This is a genomic window from Kitasatospora sp. NPDC057223 (genome assembly GCF_042669755.1).
In the GTDB taxonomy this organism is placed as follows: Bacteria; Actinomycetota; Actinomycetes; order Streptomycetales; family Streptomycetaceae; genus Kitasatospora.
Genome location: NZ_JBHUWW010000113.1, coordinates 1 through 23,343 on the forward strand (window position 1 = coordinate 1; position 23,343 = coordinate 23,343).

The 23,343-nt window shown below is 73.9% G+C and carries 14 protein-coding genes and 2 pseudogenes; 3 read left to right on the forward strand and 13 right to left on the reverse strand.

The genetic code is table 11. The annotated features are described in order from the left end of the window. The 7 genes and pseudogenes from ACFUK0_RS30310 to ACFUK0_RS30340 all read right to left on the reverse strand — a co-directional run. Window positions 1–396 (reverse strand): annotated as a pseudogene (locus ACFUK0_RS30310) (ATPase); the annotation flags it as partial. A 134-nt stretch (window positions 397–530) separates the two neighbouring features. Then, window positions 531–1,823: a 6-phospho-beta-glucosidase gene (locus tag ACFUK0_RS30315; protein WP_380255658.1), complete on the reverse strand. Its 1,293-nt coding sequence runs from the start codon at window positions 1,821–1,823 to the stop codon at window positions 531–533. Continuing rightward, window positions 1,823–2,755, reverse strand: coding sequence for a carbohydrate ABC transporter permease (locus ACFUK0_RS30320; protein ID WP_380255659.1), 933 nt, complete (start codon window positions 2,753–2,755; stop codon window positions 1,823–1,825). Before ACFUK0_RS30320 ends, ACFUK0_RS30315 begins: the two co-directional genes overlap by 1 nt. A 3-nt stretch (window positions 2,756–2,758) precedes the next feature. Next, the gene (locus ACFUK0_RS30325) at window positions 2,759–3,742 is read right to left on the reverse strand and encodes a carbohydrate ABC transporter permease (protein ID WP_380255660.1); all 984 of its coding nucleotides are present in this window, start codon (window positions 3,740–3,742) and stop codon (window positions 2,759–2,761) included. 18 nt (window positions 3,743–3,760) lie between these two features. Further along, window positions 3,761–5,116: an ABC transporter substrate-binding protein gene (locus ACFUK0_RS30330; RefSeq protein WP_380255661.1), complete on the reverse strand. Its 1,356-nt coding sequence runs from the start codon at window positions 5,114–5,116 to the stop codon at window positions 3,761–3,763. Window positions 5,117–5,256: 140 nt separating this feature from the next. Continuing rightward, on the reverse strand, window positions 5,257–6,462 hold the full coding sequence (locus ACFUK0_RS30335) for an ROK family transcriptional regulator (protein ID WP_380255662.1): 1,206 nt from the start codon (window positions 6,460–6,462) through the stop codon (window positions 5,257–5,259). Between the two features lie 265 nt (window positions 6,463–6,727). Beyond that, window positions 6,728–7,822 carry a mechanosensitive ion channel family protein gene (locus tag ACFUK0_RS30340; RefSeq protein ID WP_380255674.1) on the reverse strand — a complete coding sequence of 365 codons (1,095 nt, stop codon included), beginning with the start codon at window positions 7,820–7,822 and terminating at the stop codon, window positions 6,728–6,730. Window positions 7,823–8,358: 536 nt separating this feature from the next. Here ACFUK0_RS30340 and ACFUK0_RS30345 point away from each other — a divergent pair. Then, window positions 8,359–8,862, forward strand: a pseudogene (locus ACFUK0_RS30345) (HNH endonuclease); the annotation flags it as partial. Window positions 8,863–9,136: 274 nt separating this feature from the next. Here the strand turns inward: ACFUK0_RS30345 and ACFUK0_RS30350 are convergent. After that, the gene (locus tag ACFUK0_RS30350) at window positions 9,137–13,192 is read right to left on the reverse strand and encodes a beta-N-acetylglucosaminidase domain-containing protein (RefSeq protein ID WP_380255663.1); all 4,056 of its coding nucleotides are present in this window, start codon (window positions 13,190–13,192) and stop codon (window positions 9,137–9,139) included. A gap of 390 nt (window positions 13,193–13,582) precedes the next feature. Here ACFUK0_RS30350 and malQ point away from each other — a divergent pair, with 390 nt between their 5' ends. After that, window positions 13,583–15,673 (forward strand): 4-alpha-glucanotransferase, encoded by a 2,091-nt coding sequence (malQ, locus tag ACFUK0_RS30355; RefSeq protein ID WP_380255675.1) that lies wholly within the window; start codon window positions 13,583–13,585, stop codon window positions 15,671–15,673. 35 nt (window positions 15,674–15,708) lie between these two features. Then, entirely contained in the window at window positions 15,709–15,951 is a 243-nt protein-coding gene (locus ACFUK0_RS30360) for a hypothetical protein (RefSeq protein ID WP_380255664.1), read from the forward strand. Window positions 15,952–15,968: 17 nt separating this feature from the next. Here the strand turns inward: ACFUK0_RS30360 and ACFUK0_RS30365 are convergent, their stop codons facing one another. From ACFUK0_RS30365 to ACFUK0_RS30385, 5 genes are all read right to left on the reverse strand, one after another. Continuing rightward, a complete protein-coding gene (locus ACFUK0_RS30365; RefSeq protein WP_380255676.1) occupies window positions 15,969–16,787 on the reverse strand; it encodes an FAD:protein FMN transferase in 819 nt (272 codons plus the stop codon). A 95-nt stretch (window positions 16,788–16,882) separates the two neighbouring features. Continuing rightward, window positions 16,883–17,344 carry an FMN-binding protein gene (locus ACFUK0_RS30370; RefSeq protein WP_380255665.1) on the reverse strand — a complete coding sequence of 154 codons (462 nt, stop codon included), beginning with the start codon at window positions 17,342–17,344 and terminating at the stop codon, window positions 16,883–16,885. 57 nt (window positions 17,345–17,401) lie between these two features. Next, a complete protein-coding gene (locus ACFUK0_RS30375) occupies window positions 17,402–18,775 on the reverse strand; it encodes a ferric reductase-like transmembrane domain-containing protein (protein ID WP_380255666.1) in 1,374 nt (457 codons plus the stop codon). A gap of 155 nt (window positions 18,776–18,930) precedes the next feature. Continuing rightward, window positions 18,931–21,522 carry an aminopeptidase N gene (gene pepN / locus ACFUK0_RS30380; RefSeq protein WP_380255667.1) on the reverse strand — a complete coding sequence of 864 codons (2,592 nt, stop codon included), beginning with the start codon at window positions 21,520–21,522 and terminating at the stop codon, window positions 18,931–18,933. Between the two features lie 122 nt (window positions 21,523–21,644). Next, window positions 21,645–23,315, reverse strand: a complete 1,671-nt coding sequence (locus ACFUK0_RS30385; RefSeq protein ID WP_380255668.1) for a PQQ-binding-like beta-propeller repeat protein — start codon at window positions 23,313–23,315, stop codon at window positions 21,645–21,647. Window positions 23,316–23,343: the final 28 nt, after the last annotated feature.

Here is a 23,343-nt window from a genome sequence, read left to right on the forward strand (position 1 = left end):
CACCGCGACACCGCGCGGCCCGTCGGTGCCGGCCCGCAGCAGCCCGAAGGTGTCGTTCACGACCGCCGAACTCGCCCCCCAGCCCCGCTCCTCGATGGCGGCCTGCAGCAGCTGCTCCTCGACCGGCAGGTCGGCGTTGGCGAGAGCGGCACTGACGTGGCTGGTCAGCACGCTCCGGCCGAGGGTGAGCCCGGCCGCTGCCGCGGCGCTCTCCACCAGCGGTGCGAGGCCGGCGATCGCGGCCCGCGCGCCGACCAGGTGGGGTTGGAAGCCGCCGCCCCGCGCGGAGCCGAGGACGCTCCCGTCGGCTCCGACGAGGGCGACGTCGGTCTTGCTGTTGCCCGCGTCGATGGCGAGGACGCCGGGCAGGAGGGGTGGTTCGGGTTGGTGGGTCATCAGGTCCCCGCGCTCGTACGTGCCCCGGCCGTCGTCCCGGCCGGGGGTTTGGGGGTGCCCCCGGCCGAAGGCCGGGGGAGGGTGGTGCTGAGAGCCGTCCGTGCTCCGGGTGGGAGCCGGGCGCCGCGGGCCGGTCAGGCCCAGCTGAGGTGCTCGTGGTTGTTGGCGAGCAGGCTGTCCGTCAGCTTGTCCGCGAGTTCCAGCTGGCCGACCAGCGGGTGCGCGAGCAGGGCGTCGAACACCCGGTCGCGGCCGCCCTTGAGCGCGGCCTCCAGTGCGAGCTGCTCGTACGCCGTCACACCCGCGATCAGGCCGGCGTAGAGCGGTTCGACGGGGCGCTGCGGCAGCGGGCGCACGCCGGCGGCGTCCACCTCGGCCGGCACCTCGATGACGGCGTCGTCCGGCAGGAACGGCAGGACGCCGTCGTTGCGGGTGTTGACGACCTGCACGGTGGTGCCGCCGTCGGTGCCCAGCAGCGAGGCGATCAGCTGCACCGCCGCCTCCGAGTAGAACGCGCCGCCGCGCTGCGCGAGCAGCTCCGGCTTGGTGTCCAGTGTCGGGTCGGCGTACATGTCGAGCAGCTGCTGCTCGATGGCGGCGACCTCGGAGGCGCGCGAGCCCTTGGTCCTCAGCTCCTCCACCACCACGTCGTGCTGGTAGAAGTACCGCAGGTAGTACGAGGGGACGACACCCAGGCGCCGGATGACGGGCAGCGGCAGATGGAGGTCCTCGGAGATCTCCTTGCCGTGGCTCGCGAGCAGCTCCGGCAGGACCTCCCGGCCGGTGCCGCTGCCGGGGGCGTCGAGCAGCGTGACGCCGCGCTCCCAGGTGAGGTGGTTCAGGCCGACGTGGTCCAGGCGGATCAGCTCGGGGTCGACGCCGAGGTGCTTGGCGAAGCGCCGCTGGAAGCCGATCGCGACGTTGCACAGGCCGACGGCCTTGTGGCCGGCGCTCTGCAGGGCCCGGGTGACGATGCCGACCGGGTTGGTGAAGTCGACGATCCAGGCGTCCGGGTTGGCCCGGCGGACCTGCTCGGCGATGTCCAGCACCACCGGGACGGTCCGCAGTGCCTTCGCGAGCCCGCCCGCGCCGGTGGTCTCCTGGCCGACGCAGCCGCACTCCAGCGGCCACGTCTCGTCCCGGTTGCGCGCGGCCTGGCCGCCGACCCGCAGCTGGAGCAGGACGGCGTCGGCGCCCTGCACACCCGCCGCGACGTCCGTGGTGGTGGTGATGGTGCCCGGGTGGCCCTGCTTGGCGAAGATCCGCCGGGCGAGGCCGCCGACGAGCTCCAGCCGGTCCGCGGCCGGGTCGATCAGGACGAGCTCCCCGATCGGCAGCGTGTCGCGCAACCGGGCGAAGCCGTCGATGAGTTCGGGAGTGTAGGTGGAGCCGCCACCGACGATGGCGAGCTTGAGAGTGGGGGACATCAGCCCTTGACCCCTGTCAGTGTGACGCCTTCGATGAAGGCTTTCTGGGCGAAGAAGAACAGGACCATGACGGGTGCCATGACGAGGAGGGTGGCGGCCATGGTGAGGTTCCAGTTGGTGTGGTGCGCGCCCTTGAAGGACTCCAGGCCGTAGGACAGCGTCCAGGCGCCGGGGTTCTCGCTGGCGTAGATCTGCGGGCCGAAGTAGTCGTTCCAGGCGTAGAAGAACTGGAACAGGGCGACGGCGGCGATGGCCGGCTTGGCCATCGGCAGGACGACCCGCAGCAGGATGCGCAGTTCGCTGCAGCCGTCGATCCGGGCGGCCTCGATGTACTCGCGCGGGATGGTCAGCAGGAACTGCCGCAGCAGGAAGATGGTGAACGCGTCACCGAACGCCATCGGGATGATGAGCGGCCAGAGCGTGCCGGTGAGGTGCATCTGCTTCGCCCAGAACAGGTACATCGGGATGATGGTGACCTGCGGGGGGAGCATCATCATCGAGATGACGGCCATCAGGGCGAGGTTGCGGCCGCGGAAGCGGAACTTGGCGAGCGCGTAGGCGACCGGCAGGCTGGAGACGACGGTCAGCACGGTGGCGGCGCCCGCGTAGACGAGCGTGTTGCGCCACCAGGTGAGGAAGCCCTCGGTCTGCCAGACCTTCAGGTAGTTGCCCCACTCCCAGGAGGTGGGCCACAGGTTGGTGGTGAGGGCCTGCCGGTCGGTCATCACCGAGGTGAGGAAGACGAACACGAACGGCAGGACGAAGAACAGCCCGGCGGCGATGGCGAGCGAGTGCACCGCCACCCAGTGCAGGGCGGCCCGGCGGCGCGCCACCCGGGCGGCCGCCGAGGTGACCTTCGCGGAGCCGGAGCCGGAGCCGGAGCCGGTACCGGAGCCGGACTTGGACGCGGGGAGTGTCGAGCTGAGAGTCATGGGTTAGTCCTCACTCGCCATGAAGCCGGACTTGCGGCGCAGGAGGATCGAGGTGAACGCCATCGAGATGACGAACAGGATCAGGGCGATCACGCACGCGGAGCCGGTGTCGAAGCGCTGGAAGCCCAGGTTGTAGACCATCTGCGGCAGCGTCCAGGTGGAACCCTGCGGGTAGCCCGGTTCGAACTGCTGGCCGGAGCCGCCGATGATGCCGCTGGCCACCTTCCCCGCGACGATCGCCTGGGTGTAGTACTGCATGGTCTGGATCACGCCGGTGACCACCGCGAACGTCACGATCGGCGAGATGTTCGGGAAGGTGACGAAGCGGAACTTCTGGAAGGCGCCCGCACCGTCGAGCTCGGCCGCCTCGTACTGCTCCTTCGGGACGTCCAGCAGTGCGGCCATGAAGATGACCATCAGGTCGCCGATGCCCCACATGGCCAGCATCGTCAGGGCCGGCTTGGACCAGGTCGGATCGGTGAACCAGCCGGGCGTCGGCAGACCGAGGTCGCCGAGCACCTGGTTGACGGGGCCGGTGCCGGGGTTCAGCAGGAACGCGAACGCCATCGTGGCGGCCACCGGCGGGGCCAGGTAGGGCAGGTAGAACGCGGTGCGGAAGAAGCCCGCGCCGGTCTTCACCTTGGTGATCAGCAGGCCGATGCCGAGGCCGAAGGCCACCCGCAGCGAGACCATCACGACGACCAGCCACATCGTGTTCCGCAGGCCCTGCCAGAAGAACGGGTAGTGGTTGAAGACGTAGTCCCAGTTCTTCAGGCCGGTGAAGACGGGCGGGTTGAAGCCGTCGTACCTGGTGAACGAGAAGTAGATGGTGGAGATCAGGGGGTAGAGGAAGAAGACGCCGAAGCCGATCAGCCACGGCGAGAGGAAGGCCAGGGTGCGGGCCCCCTCCCGGCGGCGCTTGCTGCGAAGCGCCGCCGGGACGGGGAGTCCGGCACTCGCCTTACGGGAGCCGAACGCGATTGCCATGTGTTGCTCGCCTACTCGTTACTTCGCCTGGTTGACGGCGGCGTCGATCTCCTTGGCGGTGGCCGCGAGGCCCGCCGCCAGGTCGCCCTGCTTGCCGGACTCGAAGTCGTAGCCGAGGTTCTGCAGGGAGACGATGTACGCGCCGCCGTTGACACTGGCGGGAGTGGTGCCGGAGTTCGGGTTCTTGGTGATGTCGATGAACGTCTTGAAGTTCGGGTCGGCATCCAGCTTCGGCGAGTTGAGCGCGTCGAAGGTGCTCGGGACGTTGTGGATCGCGTTCGCGAAGCTCACCACGGCGTCGGTGTCGGTGGTCAGGTACTTGACCAGCTCCCAGGCCGCGGCCTGCTTCTTGCTGTTCTTGGCGATGCCGATGATGGTGCCGGTCTGGTAGCCGCGGCCGTACGTGGCGGCCTGGTCGTCCGGCACCGGGAACGGCGCGGTCGCCCACTCGAAGTCCGGCTTGTCGACGGCCAGCGAGGCCGTCCGCCACTCACCGTCGATCGCCATCGCGACCTGGCCGGTGTGGAACGGGTTCTTGGCGCTGAACTCGTCGCCGAAGCCGGTGCGGAACTTCTCCAGCTTGTCGAAGCCGCCGAGCTTGTCGACCAGGCCCTTCTGCCAGTTCAGCATCGCGGCGATCTTCGGGTCGGTGGCGATGCTCGACTTGCCGTCGGCGTCGAAGTAGCCGGGCCCGAACTGGCCGAGGTAGTGCTCGGTGGTCGACTCGTAGCCGTGGTAGTTCGGCATGAAGCCGAGCTGCTTGAAGCCGTCGCCGTCGGCGATGGTCAGCTTGGCGGCGTCCTCGGCGAACTCGGTGAAGGTCTTCGGCGGCGCGGTGATGCCGGCGGCGGCGAAGGCCTTCTTGTTGTAGTACAGGCCGAACGCGTCACCGAGCAGCGGCAGCGAGCACTGGTTGCCCTTGAACTGCGTGTAGTTGAGCATCGCGGCCGGGAAGGTCTTGGCGGCGTCGATGCCGTCCTTCTTCAGCAGCGGGTTGAGGTCCGAGAAGACGTTCGACGAACAGAACGTGCCGACGTTGTTGGTGGTGAAGGAGGAGACCACGTCGGGGGCGTCGTCGCCGCCGGCCCGCAGGGCCTGGTTGGTCTTGTCGTCCGCGATGTTGCCGACGGCCTTGACGTGGATGTTCGGGTGGGCCTTCTCGAAGGCGGCGATGTTGTCGTTGATCGCCTTCGTCTCGCTGTCCTGGCTCCAGCCGTGCCAGAAGGTGATCGAGACGTCCTTGCCGCTGGCCGAGTCGTCGTTGCCGGCACCGGAGTTGGTGCCGGTGCAGGCGGTGGCGAGCAGGGCGAGGACTGCGCTGCCGGTGATGGCGGCGACCGTACGACGGGCTCTGCGAGAGGTGGTGGCGTGCACTTCGAGGTCCTCCTGGGGGGTACGCGGGCAGGCGTCATTGCCGTGTGGCCCGCGGGCTGGGCTGAGGGGGAACGTGCTGTGGGCGACGTGGTGTCAGGTGGAGCGCTTGCGGTGTCGGGTGGTGCGGGTGCGGGGGAGCGTCAGTGGGTGGAGAAGACCGCCTCGCGGGCGGCGGCGAGGGCGCGTTGGAGCGCGCCGTGCAGGACGGGCGGTCCGGGCAGTGCGCTGCTGCGCACCTCGGGCCGGGAGATGGCGATCCTGGCCAGCTCGTCCTCGACGAGCAGGCGCAGGCGTTCACCCCCGGCGATCGGGACACCGCCGGAGACCACCACGAGCTGGGGGTCGACGACGGAGACGATGACGGCCAGCCCGACGGCGAGCCGGCCGGCCAGGGCGACGAGGAAGTCGTCGCCGGCGCCCGGGGTCTCCAGGGCCAGGACGACCGCCTCCTCGGCGGTGGGGGCGGTGAGCCCGTGCTCGCGGGCGAGCGCCCGGACGGCGGGGGCGCCGACGAGCTCCTGGAAGCCGCCGGAGTTCTTGCGGCGGACGTCGCGGACCACCGGCGCGCCGGGCACCGGCATGTAGCCGACCTCGCCGGCGCCGCCGGTGAAGCCCCGGTGCAGGCGCCCGGCGATCACGATCGCGGCGCCGGTGCCCTCGCCGGCCCAGAGCAGGACGAAGTCCTCGCAGCCCTGGGCCGCGCCGGAGGACTGCTCGGCGACGGCGGCCAGGTTGACGTCGTTCTCGATGCTGACCGGGGCGTCCAGGGCGGCGGAGAGTTCGTCGAGCAGCCGGGGCGAGTGCCAGCCGGGCAGGTGGGAGGCGTAGCGCAGCTTGCCGGAGACCGGGTCGGGGGCGCCGCCGACGCCGATCACGACCTCGCACAGGCTGCCGGGCGCGACGCCGGCCAGCCGCAGCGTCTCGGTGACGGCCTCGGTGACCTTCTCCACGGTGGCGGCGGCGGGCCAGCCCTTGGAGGGCACGACGTGCTCCGCGAGGACCCCGCCGGTGATGTCGGCGACGGCGACCCGGACGTGGCTGTTGGTGACGTCCAGCCCGGCGACGTACCCGGCGGCGGGGTCGACCTGGTACAGCTGCGCGTTGGGCCCGGGGCCGCCCTCGGTGGTGCCGACCGGCACGACCAGCCCGGCGGCCTCCAGACGGGCCAGCAGCTGGGAGGCGGTCGGCTTGGACAGCCCGGTCAGGGTGCCGATCTGGGTCCGGGACAGCGGGCCGTTCTCCAGCAGCAGCTGGAGGGCGGCCCGGTCGTTGATGGCGCGCAGCAGGCTGGGGGTGCCGGCCAGGGGGACACGGGCGGAGGGGACGCGGGCGGTGTTCTCGGTCACGGCGTCGATCCTCCTCTTCGCATGGCTCGGCGGACCGGCCGGGGTCGGCCGGGGTGGTTGCGACAAGAACTGTTAGGAAACTTTCCAGTCGCTTGGAGAGGACCGTAGAACCCGGCTCCGGAGGGTGTCAATGGGCCTCCCGCAGGTGGATGCCGAAGCGTTACCCGGCAGCACGAAGCCCCGCCCTCCCGAAGCGGGAGAACGGGGCCCTTGCCGACGGCCGGCCGGTGCTGCGAATCCTGGTCGCGGCGCTGCCGCGGGCCGGTCAGGTGGTCTTGGCGGGGCCGGCCGCGCCGTCGTCGGCGGGCCGGGAGGGGGCCGGTATCGGCGTCGCCGCCAGGGAGCGCGGCGAGGAGGGATCGGCCAGCACCGACGGGGGTGCGGCGTCCACGAGAGCCGCCAGCGCGGTGCTGCCGACCGCCGCCGGGGCCTCCTCCTTGAGCTTGATCCCCGCCTGGTCGAAGGCGTTCTTCAGGCGCCCGCGCAGTGCCCGGCTGACCATCGCAGCCTTGCCCGGAGCCGTCCGCGCCTCGACCCGCAGCACCACCGAGTCCGCTGCCACCGACTCCAGGCCCAGCACCGTGACCGGCGCCCAGACCAGCTCGTCGAACGGCGAGTCCTTGGCGAGGGCCTCCGCCGTCTCGTGGATCAGCGCGTCCACCCGGAGGAGATCCTCCTTGTAGCCCACCTGGACGTCCACCGACGCGGTCGACCACCCCTGGCTCATGTTGGCGATCCGCTTCACCTCGCCGTTGCGGATGTACCAGATCTCGCCGTTCGCGCCGCGCAGCTTGGTCACCCGCAGGCCGACCTCCAGCACGGTGCCGGTCGCCACCCCGGTGTCGATCTCGTCCCCGACGCCGTACTGGTCCTCCATGATCATGAAGACCCCGGAGAGGAAGTCCGTCACCAGGTTGCGCGCGCCGAAACCGATCGCGACACCCGCCACACCGGCGCTGGCCAGCAGCGGAGCCAGGTTCACCCCGAGCGCGCCCAGCACCATCAGCGCCGCCGTCCCCAGAATGCTGAACGAGGCCACGCTGCGCAGTACCGACCCGATCGCCTCGGAGCGCTGCTGGCGCCGCTCGGGGTTGACCACCCCGGTGTTCGCCAGCAGGCCGCCGAGGCGGCTCGGCTCGGCGGCCTCGTCCTCGGGCGGCCTGGTCATCCTGGTGATCAACTGCGTGATCAGCTTGCGGACCACGGCCCGCAGCACCAGGGCGAGCAGCACGATGAAGACGATCCGCACCCCGCCGGCGACCCAGTCCTGCCAGTGCGCGTCCAGCCAGCTCGCGGCCTGCCGGGTGCTGTCGCCGACCTCCTGCGCGCTGGTCGGAAGTCTGAGATCGAGCCCGGGCAGCCCGCCCGGGGACTCCCCGGTACCGTCCGGGGGCACCGTCGTCGGCGCCCCCGGGGCCGTCGTCGGGGTCGCGTCGGCGAGATAACCGGTGACAGCGGACCAGGACACGTGCGGGGCCTTCCTGCAGGGAGCGGTGGCGGGCCGGCCGGCCCCGGCGCTGCACACGCCCCCGGGCCCGCGGACCGTCCGGACCAGCCTAGCCGCCCGCCCGGCCGGGCCCCGACCCGCCGCCGCCGGCCGCCCGGCCCGCCGGCCCGCGGCCGGACGTCCTGTCAGGGCTGCTCCGACCGGCGGACGGCAGGCACCGGCGGGCCGATCGGCGGCCGCACCGCGGCCGGAGATTGGAACCGGCCGTCACCTGGGCATACCGGGTATGACGGAACCCACACCCGGAATCCACGTCAGCTCCGTTACACAGGAGTGGTGGCGCCGTACCAACGCGTAAGGCGACACTGGGGGAGATCACGCACCCGCTGCGTGGTCGAACCGCTCGTCCCGGCGCGAGCCACGCGCCGCAGGCGTCCAAGGAGGCATCCGTGCCGCATGTCCTGGTCCTCAACGCGTCCTACGAGCCACTCGGCGTCGTATCGATGCGCCGCGCACTCATCCTGGTCCTCAACCACAAGGCGGTCAGCCTGGAGGACTCCGGAATCACTCTGCACAGCGCCACCAGCGCCCTTCCGGCGCCGTCCGTCGTCCGTCTGACCCGCTTCGTGCGGGTCCCGTTCTGCGGGCCCGTCCCGCTCACCCGCCGTGCCCTCTTCGCCCGTGACCACGGGCGCTGCGTCTACTGCGGGGCCGCCGCGACCAGCGTCGACCACGTCATTCCGCGCAGCCGGGGCGGCCAGCACCGGTGGGACAACGTGGTGGCGGCCTGCCGCCGCTGCAACCACACCAAGGCCGACCGGCACCTCACCGAACTCGGCTGGCGGATGAAGCGCCAGCCCGCCCCGCCCAGCGGCCTGGCCTGGCGCATCATCGGCACCGGCATCAAGGACCCGCGCTGGCGGCCGTATCTGGAGCCGTACGGGGCGAACGACCAGTTCCGTGAGTACGAGCACCACGACCATCCCGAGTACGCGGGCAGCCACCCGCTGCCGCTCGGCCGGGCGCACGGCGTCCACTCCACCCCGGTGCACGGCGCCAGCACGCGCCCCGCACCGGTCCGCCGCGGCGAGCAGCCCGAAGCGCTCTCCGCCTGACCCGATCCACAAGGGCCTGCCCCGTCATATCCCGGTACGCCTCATGGGCCGCCGGCGCACCCCGCAGCGGGAGCGCCGGCGGCCCGCCGTCCGTCCGGGGCCGGCGGCGGGCTCAGGGCTTCGGGGCGGTGGCCGTGGCGGGCGCGGTGGTGCCGGGCGAGGCCGGGGTGGGCGACTTGGTCGGTGCGGGGGTCGGGGTGGCCGGTGCGGTCGGCACGGGGGGCGCGGGCGGCACGACCGGCTGCTCCGGCGTACCCGCCGGGGCGCCCGTGGTGACCGCGTACATCTCCACACCCCACAGCGAGTAGCCGTACTTGGTGGCCCGCGAAACGCCCTGCACGCGCAGGTAGACCGCGCCCGGCGCGTCGAAGCGCACCGTCTCGGTACCGCCCCGGCCGTCCTCGACGGTGGCCACGGTCGTCCAGACCACGCCGTCCGCCGAGGTCTGCAGCCGGTACGACGCGGCGTACGCGCTCTGCCAGTGCAGCACCGCCGAGCCCAGGTGGACGGCCTGCGGGAGCTTCAGCTGCACCCACGCGTCGTCCGTCGCTGGGGAGGACCAGCGGCTCTTCGGGTCGCCGTCGGCCACCGCGGCGGCGGGGAAGGCCGCCGTCTCGTCGCCCGAGGAGCCGGCCGTCGCGGTGGGCGCGAGGTCCGGGCCGCCGGTCGGCGGCACCACGTGCACCTGGAGGACCTGGCGGACGACGCTCTGGCCCGTGGTGAAGGTCACCGGCACCTGGTACGTCCCCGAGGGCGTCTCCGCGGTCGCGGTGACCAGCAGCGGGGTGCCGACCCGGCCACCGCGCGGCACCGCGACAGGGGCCGCCGGAGTGACCGTCAGCCCCTTCGCGACCGCCGGGACCTCCGTCCGGAGCTCACCGGTGACGCCTTCTGGCCGGCCCGCCTCGACGAACGCGCTGACCTGCACCGGGGCCGGGGCGCCGGTCACCGCGTCCAGCGTGGTGTCGGACAGTGTGAGCCGGGCCGCCGGAGCGTCGGCGTACCAGGGGATCACCTGGTTGACCACCGGCGGCTCGCCGCCGGGCTGCCAGGTCAGCCGGATCGCCCCGGCCGGGCGGCCGCCGGCCGGCAGCTCGTTGTAGCCGGGCCGGATCGTGCCGATCTCCGCCCAGCTGCCGTCCGCGAGGCGGACCTGCACGGTCGCGGTGGCCCGCACACCCGGGTCGGTGAGCACCGTCAGCCGGTCCAGCGGCCGGTCGGCGCCGAGCTCGACGGTCAGCGGCTCGTCCCGGGCGGTCGGCGCGGTGGCCGCCCGGTAGGCGGTGTCCGGGTTGCCGTCCAGCACGGCCGCGGCCGAGAAGCCCGGGGTCGCGGCAGGGCCGCCGGAGACGCTCGCCGGGGCGTCGCCCGGCGCCGTCACGGTGAACTCGCGGATCGCGACGGCCGTCTTCTGCGCCGAGGCGGCGCGCAGCCGTACGGCCCGCACCACCTCGCCTGCCGGGACGGCGACGGTGGCGCTCCGCTGGTTCCTGATCCGCGCCAGCTGCTTCCAGCCGCCCTCGCCGGTGGAGTACTCCAGCACCCCGTCGTGCAGGTAGTCGTCCACGGCGCTGGCGCTGTCCGGGCCGTCGCCCCACGAGCCCATCAGCACCGTCACGCTGCCCACCGGGCGGCCGTCGCCGAGGTTGAGCCCGACCGCGTCGCCGGGCTGCGGCGGGGCCGAGCTCCAGTAGAAGGTGTCGGCGGCGCCGTCCGTCATCAGGGCCGGCGGGTGGCCGTTCGCGGAGCCGAGGGTGCTGGTCGCCGTGATCCCGCCGCCCGCCACGCCCGTCCAGCTGTCGGCCGTCGCGGCCGCCCGGTCCAGGAAGGGGCCGAGCACGCCCGCGCCGACCGTCGCCGGGCTCTGCGCGACCTGCTCGCGCAGCCGGGTCAGCTCCACCCGGGCCTTCCAGGCCGCCGTGCCGTCGCCCGCGCGCTGCGCCAGCAGCATGTCCACGGCGGACTGCCCGGCCAGGCCGTACGCGCTCAGCGGGGCCAGCCAGGGGCCCGCCTCGGCGGCCAGCGCGGCCGTCGCCCGGTTGCCCGCCAGGGTCTGCGGCGCGCTCGCCATCGCCGCGAAGGCGTCCCGCAGCGGGGCGGCCGCCGCGACCGGGTCGGGGGCGCTGCCCGAGGCCGGCTCCAGGGCCGCCCAGAACTGCTCCAGCAGCGGCGCCAGGTACCCGGACTCCTGCTTGGCCAGCGGGGACGAGACGCTGTTGCCCGCCAGCGCGGTGACGGCGGCGAGCGCCGTGCCGGGCCCGGCCGCCACGTCCGCCGTCGGCCCCGCGGTCGGGCCGGCCAGCGAGCGCAGGGCGGCCTGCCAGGACTCCTGCGGCCGGTACCCGGCCGGGTTCCAGGCGAAGTCGCCGGCCGTCGCCAGGGCTATCCGGGACGCCACCGGCTGCTGCATCCCGCCGGTCAGCAGCGCGGCCGAGCGGGACGCGACCTCGGGGTCGCGGCCGGTGTACGCGCCGAGGTAGAGCCGGTCCGGGCTGGAGTCGTTGACCGGGTAGTTGTCGAGGGTCACCAGCGGGTGCCCGTACAGCGAGCCGGTGTCGGCGGCCTGCGCGCCGGTGATCTTCTCCGGGATGACCCCGACCCCGCTCCAGGCGACCTGCACGCCCGCGGGCAGCTCGGCGGCCAGCGCCGTCCGGTACGGGGTGGCGCCCTGCTGGTGGTACTCGGTCGGCACCACGGTCAGCGGCGCCAGGCCCGGGTTGCGTTCGATCAGCCGCTGCTGCACCTTGCCGGCCAGCTCGGCCTGCGCCCGGGCGGCGGCGGCCGGCCCGGTGCCGTACACCCGCTTGTCGCCGCTGCAGTGCCACTCGTCGTAGGAGACGTCCAGGAACTGCAGCTGGAAGGCGCCGAAGCCCAGCTTGCGCAGCCCGTCCAGCTTCGCGACCAGCGAGTCGACGTCCCGCCCGGAGCTGTAGCAGAAGGACTGGCCGGGGTCGACGGCGTAGCCGAGCACGACGTGGGAGCGGTGCGCGGCGTCGGCGAGCGCGCGCAGGTTGTCGGCCTGGGCCGCGGGGTAGGGCTCGCGCCAGCGGGAGAGCCGGTACGCGTCGTCGCCGGGGGCGTAGAGGTAGAAGTTCTGCTTGGAGCGGCCGAGGAACTCCAGCTGGTCCAGGCGCTGCTGCTGCGTCCACGGCGTGCCGTAGAACGCCTCGGCGGTGCCGCGGACCGGCGCCCCGGCCGGCCAGTCGCGCACCGAGACACCCGGCAGGCCCAGCGTGCCCGCGTCCGCCGCACCGGGCGGCACCGGCCCCTGGCCCTGCCCGGCGGGTACCGCCGCCAGCAGCTGCCGCATGCTCTGCGCGGCGTAGTAGGTGCCGGTCGCGTCCACCCCGGCGAGCACCACCGCGCCGTACGTGCCGCCGCCCGGCGCGGGCAGCTGACCCGCCGACAGGACGTACCCGCCGGCCGGCAGGCCGCCCGGCGACGGCGCCTCGGTGTCCTTGCCGCCCGCCGCCACCGCGAGTTCGCGCAGCACCCGGTCCACCGTGCCGTCCGCGCCCTCGGCCGGGCCGCCGACGTACACCACCAGCGAACCGGCCGCCGGGGCGGGCGAGTCCGGCCGCGGGGTGAGCGTGTCGGCGCCGGCGACGCCCAGCACCTCGCGCACGGCGTCCACCGCGCCGTCGTCGGCCTTCGGCGCGAGCACCAGGGTGACCTCGGCCGGCACCGTCACCGGCGCGCCCGCCACGGTCTGCTGCTGCGGGCGCGGGAAGACCTGCGGGTCGCCGACACTGCCCAGCGGCGTCTGCGGCGCCGAACCCGGCACCTCGGCCGCCGCGTACGCGGTCGCCTGGGAGGGGGGTGCGGCGAACGCGGCCGGGGTGCTCACCAGCAGCCCGCCGACCACGGCGGCCGCCGAGAGCGTCGCCGCCACCTGGAGCGTCCGCCGCCGGGGCGAGGGGATCCGCACCGCGCCGGTCCCGTTGCCGGTGCTCCGCTCCGCGCGCACCGACGCCAGCAGCGGCTGCGTCCCCTTGAAGTCCGCGATCATCCGGTCGGCCGCGCGGGGCGCCAGCTGGCGGGCCGTCCGCGCGGTGGCCCGCCGCGCGGCGAGCGCGGCCGGGTGGTACAGCACGTCCCGGAGGGCGGCACTCTGCTCCAACTGCTGCCTCAGCCTGCGGCCGGCGACGACGGACACACGGGACTGCACAGGAGCCTCCTCGCGGTGAGTGCCCAGGTCAACGGGCCGGACGCACGGAGTAGATCATCGAACCGCGCCGGACCGGAGTGCCGCGCGCCGCCACTCGCGATCCCTGTCGCCGCCAAAGCCCACCAGTTGGGACAGACGGTGTCAACGTCGCGGGCGCGTATGTCTTATTTGTCCAGGTTGATGACTGGTCAGAAGGTTGCACGCGGGCCGGACACGAACGACTCTGCTGCGCCGGATTCACCCGTCTCGGTCATTCCGCCGCCGTGTCGGTGCTGGGTCGGCCGCCTCCCGCGCGGGTAGGACTGTGCTGTCCCGTAAGGGCGTCGCCGAGACCCGCAGGAGCCGCGAGTGGCCGCATACCTCGACCGTGACGAAGCAGGCAGCCGGCAGGTGCCGGCGCAGGATGCTCCGCCGCCCCCGCCGGAGCTGGTGGCGCTGGCGCACGCGCACGGCGTGGACAGTACGTACGACCCGGGGAGCGGGCCGGTGCCGGTCGGGGCGCGGACGCTGGTGGCGGTGCTGGCCGCGCTCGGGGTGGACGCGGCGACGCCGGAGGCCGTCCGGACGTCGATGGAGCGTCACCTCGCCGCGGTGAAGGCCCGGCTGCTGCCGCCGTGCGTGGTGGTGCGGGCTGGGCACCGCACCGCGCTGGACGTGCCGGCCGACGCGCGGGTGCGGGTGGAGCTGGAGGACGGCGGGGAGTGGACGCTGCCGGCCGGGCGCTCGCACTGGCTGCCCGCCCACCTGCCGCTGGGCCACCACCTGCTGCGGGTGACGGCCGGTGAGCGGCAGGCGCAGGCGCCGCTGATCGTCGCGCCCGAGCGGCTGGCGGGGGTGCGGGGGCGCAGCTGGGGGTTCCTGGCGCAGCTGTACTCGGTGCTGTCGGAGCGGTCCTGGGGGATGGGCGACCTGGGGGACCTGGCGGAGCTGGCGCAGTGGGCGGGCGCCGAGCTGGGCGCCGGGTTCGTGCAGATCAACCCGCTGCACGCGGCGCTGCCGGGGGCGCCGTCCGACCCGTCGCCGTACCGGCCGTCCTCGCGCCGGTTCGCCGACCCGGTGCACCTGCGGGTGGAGGCCGTCCCGGAGTACGCGTACCTGACGGCGGGGCAGCGTGAGCAGGTGCAGGCGTGCGGGCGCCGGGCGGCCCAGCAGCGGGCGGAGGTGCTGGAGCACGACGGCCTGATCGACCGGGACGCGGTGTGGGCACTCAAGCGCGAGGCGCTGGAGGTGCTGCACGTCGTCCCGCGCGGGGTGGGGCGCGCGGCCGCGTACGGGGCGTACGTCCGTCGTGAGGGCGCGTGGCTGGAGAAGTACGCCGTCTGGTCGGCGCTCGCGGAGGCGCACGGCAGTGACTGGCACGCCTGGCCGAAGGGCCTGCGCCGCCCCGACAGCCCGCACGTGACCCTCGCGGCGGCCGAGCTCGCCGACCGGGTCGAGTTCCACCGCTGGCTGGCCTGGCTGGTCGACGAGCAGCTGGGGCACGCCCAGCACGCGGCCGAGGAGGCCGGGATGGCCGTCGGCCTGATCCACGACCTCGCCGTCGGCGCGCACCCCGACGGCGCCGACGCCTGGGCCCTGCAGGACGTCCTGGCCGGCGGGATCTCGGCCGGCGCCCCGCCGGACGCCTTCAACGCCCACGGCCAGGACTGGGGCCTGCCGCCCTGGCGCCCCGACGCGCTGGCCGCCGCCGGCTACGCCCCGTACGCCGAACTGCTGCGCTCGGCCGCCCGGCACGCCGGGGCCGTCCGGATCGACCACGTGATGGGCCTGTTCCGGCTCTGGTGGGTGCCGGCCGGCCACCGGCCGACCGAGGGCGCCTACGTGCGCTACGACGCGGAGGCGATGCTCGGCGTGCTGGCGCTGGAGGCGCACCGGGCCGGCACGGCCGTGATCGGCGAGGACCTGGGCACCGTCGAGCCCGGCGTACGGGAGGAGTTGACGGCGCGCGGGATCCTCGGCACCTCGGTGCTCTGGTTCGAGCGCGACTGGCGGGCGAAGGGCGAGATCCTGCCGCCCGAGCGCTGGCGGTCGCAGTGCCTGGCCACCCTCACCACGCACGACCTGCCGAGCACCGCGGCCCGGTTGTCCGGCGAGCACGTCGAACTGCGCCACCGGCTCGGGCTGCTGGCCCGCGCGCTGGGAGAGGAGCAGGCCGAGGCGACGGCCGAACTCGCGGACTGGCGGGCCGAACTGACGCGGCTGGGCCTGCTCGCGCCGGGCGCCCCGCTCGACCCGCTCGCCCTGCACCGCTTCCTGCTGGCGACGCCCGCCGAGCTGGTGGGCGTCTGGCTGCCCGACACCGTCGGCGACCCGCGCCCGCAGAACCTGCCCGGCACCTGGGACCAGTACCCCAACTGGCGTCTGCCGGTGGCCGACGCGGCCGGGCAGCCGCTCACCCTCGGCCAGGTCGCCGCAGCGCCGGGCACGGCCGGGCTCGCCGCCGTGCTCAGGACCACGGACGCGCCGGCCCCGGAAGGCTGACCCCGGCGCGCGGCGGAAGGTAGGGGGCCGGTACGGTGGGAAACGTGGACAAGAGGAACGCTTTGCGCGCTGGTGCGGTCACCGCAGCGGCCACGCTGATGATGCTGATGTCGTCGCCCGCCATGGCCCTGACCAGGGACGACGGCGACGATCCGGGCACGGGGCTGAGCGTCGCCCAGACCCTCGGCCTGTACGTGCTGCTCCCGATCGTGCTGTTCCTGGTGATCGCCGGCCTGACCGTGCTGCCCTCGGTCATCGGCAAGGACAAGAAGAAGTAACCGGACGCCGCCACCCTTCACGCCGTACGGCTGCCCCGCCCGCCCTCCGTGGCGAGCGGGGCAGCCGCATGTCCGGGAGCGACGGCCACGCTGACCGGGCCCGGTGCGACCAGGGCGGGAAAGCCGCTGGTCCACCGCTTGCTCCCGTCGGGGAGGACGGCCAGCGCCTCGACGCCGCTCCGGGCCTCGGCCCAGGCGAGGCCACGCTCCGGGCCCATCGCGAACGCGGCCGTCGTCCAGGCGTCGGTACGGGCCAGGGTGAGGGCGGCGGTGGTGCGGGCCACCAGGCTGAGCGAGAGCAGCCCGGCGGCGGGCCGGCCGGTGTGCGGGTCGAGGATGTGCGGGCCCCGCTCACCGGTGCCCGAGGTGGCGACCGCCAGGTCGTGGCCGGCCACCACCGCCGTCAGGGCGCCGGGCCGGCCCGGGTGCGCGATGCCGACCCGCCACGGGCCGCCGACACACCGGACGTCCCCGCCGCCGCTGACGCACAGGTCGCCCGCGCCCGCCCCGCGCAGGATCCGGACGGCCTCCTCCACGGCCCAGCCCTTCACCCAGCCGCTCGGGTCCAGCCGCCCGCCCGGGTGGGCGGTGAACCAGCCGCCGGTCTCCTCGGCGACCTCCCGGCAGCGGTCGAGCACCTCGGCGACCTCCGGGCCGCAGTCGGCGAGCGTGATCTCGGCGCGCGCGAGCCGGCTGACCGGGCTGTCGCGCCAGTACGGGGAGAAGGTCTCGTCGATCCGGTGCAGCCGGCGGACGGCCCGGCGGAGCGCCGCCTCGACGGCCCGCCGCCCGCCCGGGCCCGGGTCGCGGACGGTGAACGAGAACACGGTGCCCATCACGTGCTCGGCGTGCCGCAGCGGGGCGGGGCCCCGGGCCTGCCGGAGCGCCTGCGTCAGGCCCGGCGGCAGGGCGTCCGGTGCGGTGGGGGCCGTCATCGGCCGGCCGCCTGGTCCAGGGCGCTCTGCAGCGAACTGGTGTAGCCCTGGCTGGTGTAGGTCGCTCCCGAGACGACGTCGATCGCGGCGCTCTGCGCGTCGATCGCCTCCTGGTTGAGCAGGGGCAGTGCGTAGCTGTTGATCTCCTGGTCGCGGCGGTCGTGGGAGGGGTACTCGACCACGTCGATCTTGGTGATTTTCGTGCCGTCCAGGGTGACCTTGACCTGGACGGGGCCGTACCGGGTGTCCGCGGCCGCACCGGTCACGGACCGGACGCCGCCGGCGGCCGCGCTGCTGCTCGCGCTGGCCCCGCCGGTGCCGGTGCCGGTGCCGGTGCCGGTTCCGGAACCGGTGCTGCCGACGGCGGTGGCGGTCCCCACGGCGCCGTGCGGCTTGAGTGAGAGCAGCAGGACTATCCCGGCCGCGGTGGCGGAGGTGGCGACGACGGCTCTGCGCACGGGGACTCCCGGAGGGTTTCGGTGGCGGGTGGGGGACGCGGTCGGAGGCGGGACCGGTCAGAAACTGAAGGACTCGTGGTGGATGCGGGTGCGCGGCACCCCGGCGGCCCGCAGGTCCCGGACGGCGGCCTCGGCCATCGCGTCGGGGCCGCACACGAACACCTCGTGCCGGGCCAGCCCGGGGACGAGCCGGGCGAGCGCCGCGCCGGTGCCGCCGACCTCCTCGCGCGGGCCGATCAGGTAGTGCACCCGGGCGCCCCGGGCGGCGGCCACGGCGTCCAGCTCGGCGCGGAACACCACGTCCTGCGGCCGGCTCGCCCGGTAGACCAGGGTCAGTGCGCCGCGCCGGGCCGGCACCGTCTCGAACAGGGCCCGCAGCGGCGTGATCCCGACACCGGCCGCCAGCAGCAGGACCGGCCGCCCGCCGCGCACCCGGCGGGCGGTGAACGCCCCGTACGGGCCCTCCGCCCGGACGGGCGTGCCGGGCCGCAGCCGGGCGACGGCCGCGCTGTGGCTGCCGAGGTCCTTGACCGTGAAGCGCAGGAAGTGCGGGTGCGGCGGCGCGGACAGCGAGTACGGGTTGGCGCTCCAGCGCAGTCCGGGTGCCTGGAACTGGAGCCGGAAGAACTGGCCGGCCTCGGCCCGCAGTCCGTCCAGCCGCTGCCCGGTGACGAAGACCGAGACGACGCCCGGCCCCTCCGGTCGGACCTCGGCCACCCGCAGCCGGTGCCGCCGGTCGCGCAGCCACGGGACGACCAGCCGGTACCAGCCGAGAACGACGGCGGTGCCTAGGTACAGCACGTACCAGGCGACCCGCGCCGGGCCCTCGCCGAGGTCGGCGCCGTTGCTGAGCTGGTGGGCGAAGCAGAGCGCGACGGCGAGGTAGGTGGTCAGGTGGAGGTAGTACCAGAGGTCGTAGCCGATCCGGCGGCGGGCGGCCCGCGCGGAGACGGCGCCGACGCCGAACATCAGCAGCGTCCCGAAGCCGGCCTTGAGCATGTCCGGGTAGTGCAGCACGATGTCGACGCCCTCGCCGACCACGCCCCGGCGCACGGTCAGGGCGTACCCCCAGATGATGGTGAGCACGTGGGCGGTGAGCAGGCCGACCAGGTAGCGGCCGCCGACGGCGTGCCAGCGGGCCAGCCGGTCGGCGCCGAGGCCGCGCTCCAGCAGCGGGATCCGGGCCATCAGCAGCAGCAGGACGGGCGCGGTGTACCCGGCCAGCAGGCCGGTGATCCGCCCGGCCCCGGTGAGCCACTGGCCGGCGCCGGCGATGCCGGCGGTGCCCTGCCACCACAGGGCCAGGACGGCCGCCGCGCCCGCGCCGATCAGCGCGAGGAGCGCCGCCGCGAGGGCGTCGGGGGGCAGGGCGTGACGGGTGGTGGTGGTACGGGTGGCGGTTCGCGTCGCAGGAGTGGCGGATGTGGTCACGGGCAGGCCTCCTTGGCGAGCCAGCGTGCCACCGCAAGATGGGAGATTCCTTTGAAACGGGCCGCGCCGGGTGAGAAGCGCTCCCCGGACCGGGCAGCACGGTGGGGCCGGGTGCGCGTGCACCCGGCCCCACCGCCGCTCAGTACCTCAGCGGGTCAGTGACCCAGCTCCCGGGCACCCGCCGCCCGGTCCGCCGTCTGGGCCCGCAGGGCGCGCTGCACGCCGTCGCGCGCCTCGACGATCTGGCGGCGCAGGGCCGGCACCGGCGCGGCCGAGGCCAGCCACTCGTCGGTGGCGTCCAGGGTGGCCTGCTCGACCTGGAGCCCCGGGTACAGCCCGACCACGATCTGCTGGGCGATCTCGTGGCTGCGGGTCTCCCAGACACCCTTGACCGCCGCGAAGTACTTGGCGGTGTAGGGGGCGAGCAGCTCACGCTGGTCGGACTGGACGAAGCCGGCGATGATCGCGTCCTGCACGTAGTTGGTGAGCTTGTCCGACTCGACGACCGAGGCCCAGGCCTCCGTCTTGGCGGCGGCGGTCGGGCGGGCGGCCCGGCAGGTGGCCGCGTGCTGCTCGCCGGCGGCCGTGCGGTCCCGGGCCAGCTCGGCGTCGATGGCCTTGTCGTCCGCGCGGCCGGTGGCGGCCAGCCGGCCGAGCAGCGTCCAGCGCAGCTCGGTGTCGACGGCCAGGCCCTTCAGCTCGACCGAGCCGTCCAGCAGGCCGGCGAGCAGGGCGAGCTGTCCGTCGGTGCGGGCGACGGAGGCGAGTGCGCGGGCCCAGGCGAGCTGGTGGTCGCTGCCGGGCTCGGCCGCGCGCAGCTGCTCCTCGGCGGCGGCGGCCCAGCGGCCGAGGCCCTGCTCGCGCCAGGCCGGGTCGGTGTACAGGTCCAGTGCGGCCCGGACCTGCCGGTGCACGGACTGGACGACGCCGATGTCGGACTCCCGCGGCAGGCCGGAGAGGGCCAGCTTGAGGTAGTCGCGGGCGGCCAGCTCGCCGTCGCGGGTCATGTCCCAGGCGGAGGCCCAGCACAGGGCGCGCGGCAGCGAGTCGGTGAACGCCCCGAGGTGCCCGGTGACGACGGCCAGCGACGCCTCGTCCAGGCGGACCTTGGCGTACGACAGGTCGTCGTCGTTGAGCAGCAGCACGGCGGGCTTGCGGCGGCCGGTCAGCTGCGGCACCGGGGTGCGCGCCCCGACGACGTCCAGCTCGATCCGCTCGGTGCGGACCAGGCTGCCGTCCTGCAGCTCGTACGCGCCGATCGCGATCCGGTGCGGGCGCAGCACGGCCTCGCCCTTGGCGCCGGCGGGCAGTGCGGGGGCCTCCTGCAGCACGGTGAGCGACTCGATGGTGCCGTCGGCGGCCAGCGTCAGCTCGGGGCGCAGGATGTTGATGCCGGCCGTCTCCAGCCAGGCCTTGGACCAGGCGCCGAGGTCGCGGCCGCTGGTCTCCTCCAGGGCGCCGAGCAGGTCGCTGAGGCGGGTGTTGCCCCAGGCGTGGCGCTTGAAGTAGGCCTGGACGCCCTTGAAGAAGGCGTCCTGTCCGACGTAGGCCACCAGCTGCTTGAGCACCGAGGCGCCCTTGGCGTAGGTGATGCCGTCGAAGTTGACCATGACGTCTTCGAGGTCGTTGATCTCGGCCATGATCGGGTGGGTGGACGGCAGCTGGTCCTGCCGGTACGCCCAGGTCTTCATCTGGTTGGCGAAGGTGGTCCACGAGTGCGGCCACTTCGAGCCGGGCGCCTCGGCCTGGCAGACGGCCTCGGCGAAGGTCGCGAACGACTCGTTCAGCCAGAGGTCGTTCCACCACTCCATGGTGACCAGGTCGCCGAACCACATGTGGGCCAGCTCGTGCAGGATGGTCGCGGCCCGCGACTCGTACGCGGCGTCGGTCACCTTGGACCGGAACACGTACTGGTCGCGCAGCGTCACGGCGCCCGCGTTCTCCATCGCGCCGGCGTTGAACTCCGGCACGAAGAGCTGGTCGTACTTGGCGAAGGGGTACGGGTAGTCGAACTTCTCCTGGAAGTAGTCGAAACCCTGCTTGGTGACCGCGAAGACGGCGTCGGCGTCGAGGAACTCACGCAGCGAAGGCCGGCAGTACACGCCGAGCGGGACGCGCTGCGAGCCGCTCTCGTAAGTGTCGAAGACACCCACGTAGGGGCCGGCGATCAGCGCGGTGATGTACGAGGAGATCCGGCCGGTCGGCTCGAACTCCCAGACCTGGACGTCCCCTTCGCCGGTCGGGGTGGGGGTGGGGGAGTTCGAGACCACGACCCAGCCGGTGGGGGCGGTCACGGTGAACCTGAACGCGGCCTTGAGGTCGGGCTGTTCGAAGGAGGCGAAGACCCGGCGGGCGTCGGGGACCTCGAACTGGGTGTACAGGTAGGTCTCGCCGTCGACCGGGTCGACGAAGCGGTGCAGGCCCTCGCCGGTGTTGGTGTAGGCGCAGTCCGCGACGACGCGCAGCTCGTTCTCGGCCCGCAGGGCGGGCAGCGCGATCCGGCTGTCGTCGAAGTTGGCGACCGGCAGGCTCTCGCCGTTGAGCACGATCTCGCGGACGCTCGGGGCGACCAGGTCGATGAAGGTGGAGGCGCCGGGGGTGGTGGCGCTGAAGCGGACCACGGTGGTGGACCGGAAGGTGCCCCCGTCACGGGCCGAACCCAGGTCGAGTTCGATGTCGTAAGCATCCACGTGGAGAAGTTCGGCCCGGGTGCGGGCCTCCTCACGGGTCAGGTTGGTGCCAGGCACTCGCAGGACTCCTTCGTCAGGCAGGGATGCTTCGCATCCTCCCACGGCCGGAGGGCGGCAGCGCAGGAATACCCGGCTCCCCGTCGTGGGCCCGTCGGCCCGGCCCACGACGGGGTGTCAGCTCACCCCTTGGTGAACCGCAGGACGGGTTCGAGGGAGGTGGTGCGCGGGAACGCCAGCAGCGAGCCGTCGTCGGCGACCGTGAACTCGGTGATGCTGTAGACCAGCAGACCGGTCTTCGGCCGGCTGATCCGGCCGGTCACGGTCGTCGATCCGTCGGCCGGGCCGAGCGTCACCAGGTCGGCGGGCTTGCTGTAGCCGTGGGCGACGACGGCCCGGACGGCGCCGTCCTTGTCGGTGCCGGAGACCAGCCGCATGCCCTGTTCGCCGCCGCCGTCCTTCTCCCAGAGCTTGCTGCCGGTGGTGAGGTCGAAGGCCTGGACGGTGGGCCGGACGCTGTCGCGGCTCTGCACGTACAGCGTGGTGCCGCTGACGGTGTTCAGGGTGAACGGGTCGGACACGTCGGAGAACTCCAGGCTGTCGCTCCCGGCCTCCTTGGCCGGGATCTTCGCCGTCGGCTTGCCGGCCCGGTCGAAGCCGAAGACGTAGTCGCCGTCGTCGCCGGCCGACATCGCCAGCACCAGCGGCTCGGCCGAGAGCACTGCTTCGACGCGCTCGTTCTCGCCGCTCAGCGTCAGCTGGCCGGCGGTCTTACCGCTGTCCGCGTCCAGGATCTGGAGCTGCGACTTGGGCGAGACACCGCTGCCGTAGCAGCGGTCGGTGACCACGACCGCGCTGCCCGCGGCCTTGGCCGTCACGCTGCAACTGCGGTCGCGCGGCTTGTACGTCCAGGCGGGCGTGCCGTCGGCGGTGCTGAAACCGCCGGCCTCCTCGCCCCCGCCCATCGCGACGACCTTGTCCGTGACGCTCAGGGTCGGGGAGTAGAGGCGGTCCGCGCCGACCTTCTTCGACCACAGCAGGGTGCCGGCGGTGACGTCGACGGCGCCGAGGGTCGAGCAGTCCCCGTCGCCGGTGTTCAGGGCGACCGCGCCGATGCCCCGGCCGTTCGGCGCGGGGGACATCGCGCAGAACTCCTTGGTCCCGGCCGGCGGCGCGATCGACCAGGCCGGCCTGCCGTCCGCGAGGCTGTACGCCCGGATCCCGTTCTCGTCGCCGCGGACGGTCACCTTGTCGGTTCCCCAGATGCCGAGCAGCGAGGAGGCGGACGAGTTCTCCGCCTTGGGAGCCGCCCAGGCCACGCTGTAGGAGCCGCTCTCGCCCCCGCCCCCGCCGCCGCCCTTGCCCTTGCCGTCGCCGAGCAGGACGACCAGCCCCAGCCCGATCGCGATGACCAGCACGCCGACGACGACACCGCCGTACAGCAGGACCGGATTGCGCTGCTTGGCGGCCGGCGGGGGCGGCAGGGGGAACCCGTACCCGGGCTGCTGCGGGTACCCGGGGGCGGGCACCGGCTGCGGGTAGCCGTACCCCGGGCCGGGGAGCGGCGGCGCCTGCGTGGGGAACGGCTGCGGCGGGGCCGCCGCGTACGGGTCGAACGGCCCGACCGGTGCTCCGTACGCCGGTTGCGGCGGGGCGCCCTGGGGGTAGGGCTGCGGATACGGCTGGGCCGGGAAGGCGGCGGCGGTCGGCTGGTGGGCGACGCCCGCCGCACCGGCCGGCGGGGCCGCCGCCGGGGTGCGCCCGAGTGATACGCCCCGCTGCTCCGGCGGGCTGCCGGAGGTGTCGCCGGTACCCGGGTCCGGGTGGTCCGCTGCCATCTGTCGCCCCGTCATGTGTGGATTCGTCCCGCCCGCGGGCCTG

Excerpts from the sequence above, each read along its gene's own strand:
- ACFUK0_RS30325 (WP_380255660.1), bottom strand. The coding sequence starts at position 3,742 with ATGGCAATCGCGTTCGGCTCCCGTAAGGCGAGTGCCGGACTCCCCGTC.
- ACFUK0_RS30315 (WP_380255658.1), bottom strand. The coding sequence starts at position 1,823 with ATGTCCCCCACTCTCAAGCTCGCCATCGTCGGTGGCGGCTCCACCTAC.
- ACFUK0_RS30365 (WP_380255676.1), bottom strand. The coding sequence starts at position 16,787 with ATGGGCACCGTGTTCTCGTTCACCGTCCGCGACCCGGGCCCGGGCGGG.
- ACFUK0_RS30385 (WP_380255668.1), bottom strand. The coding sequence starts at position 23,315 with ATGACGGGGCGACAGATGGCAGCGGACCACCCGGACCCGGGTACCGGC.
- ACFUK0_RS30320 (WP_380255659.1), bottom strand. The coding sequence starts at position 2,755 with ATGACTCTCAGCTCGACACTCCCCGCGTCCAAGTCCGGCTCCGGTACC.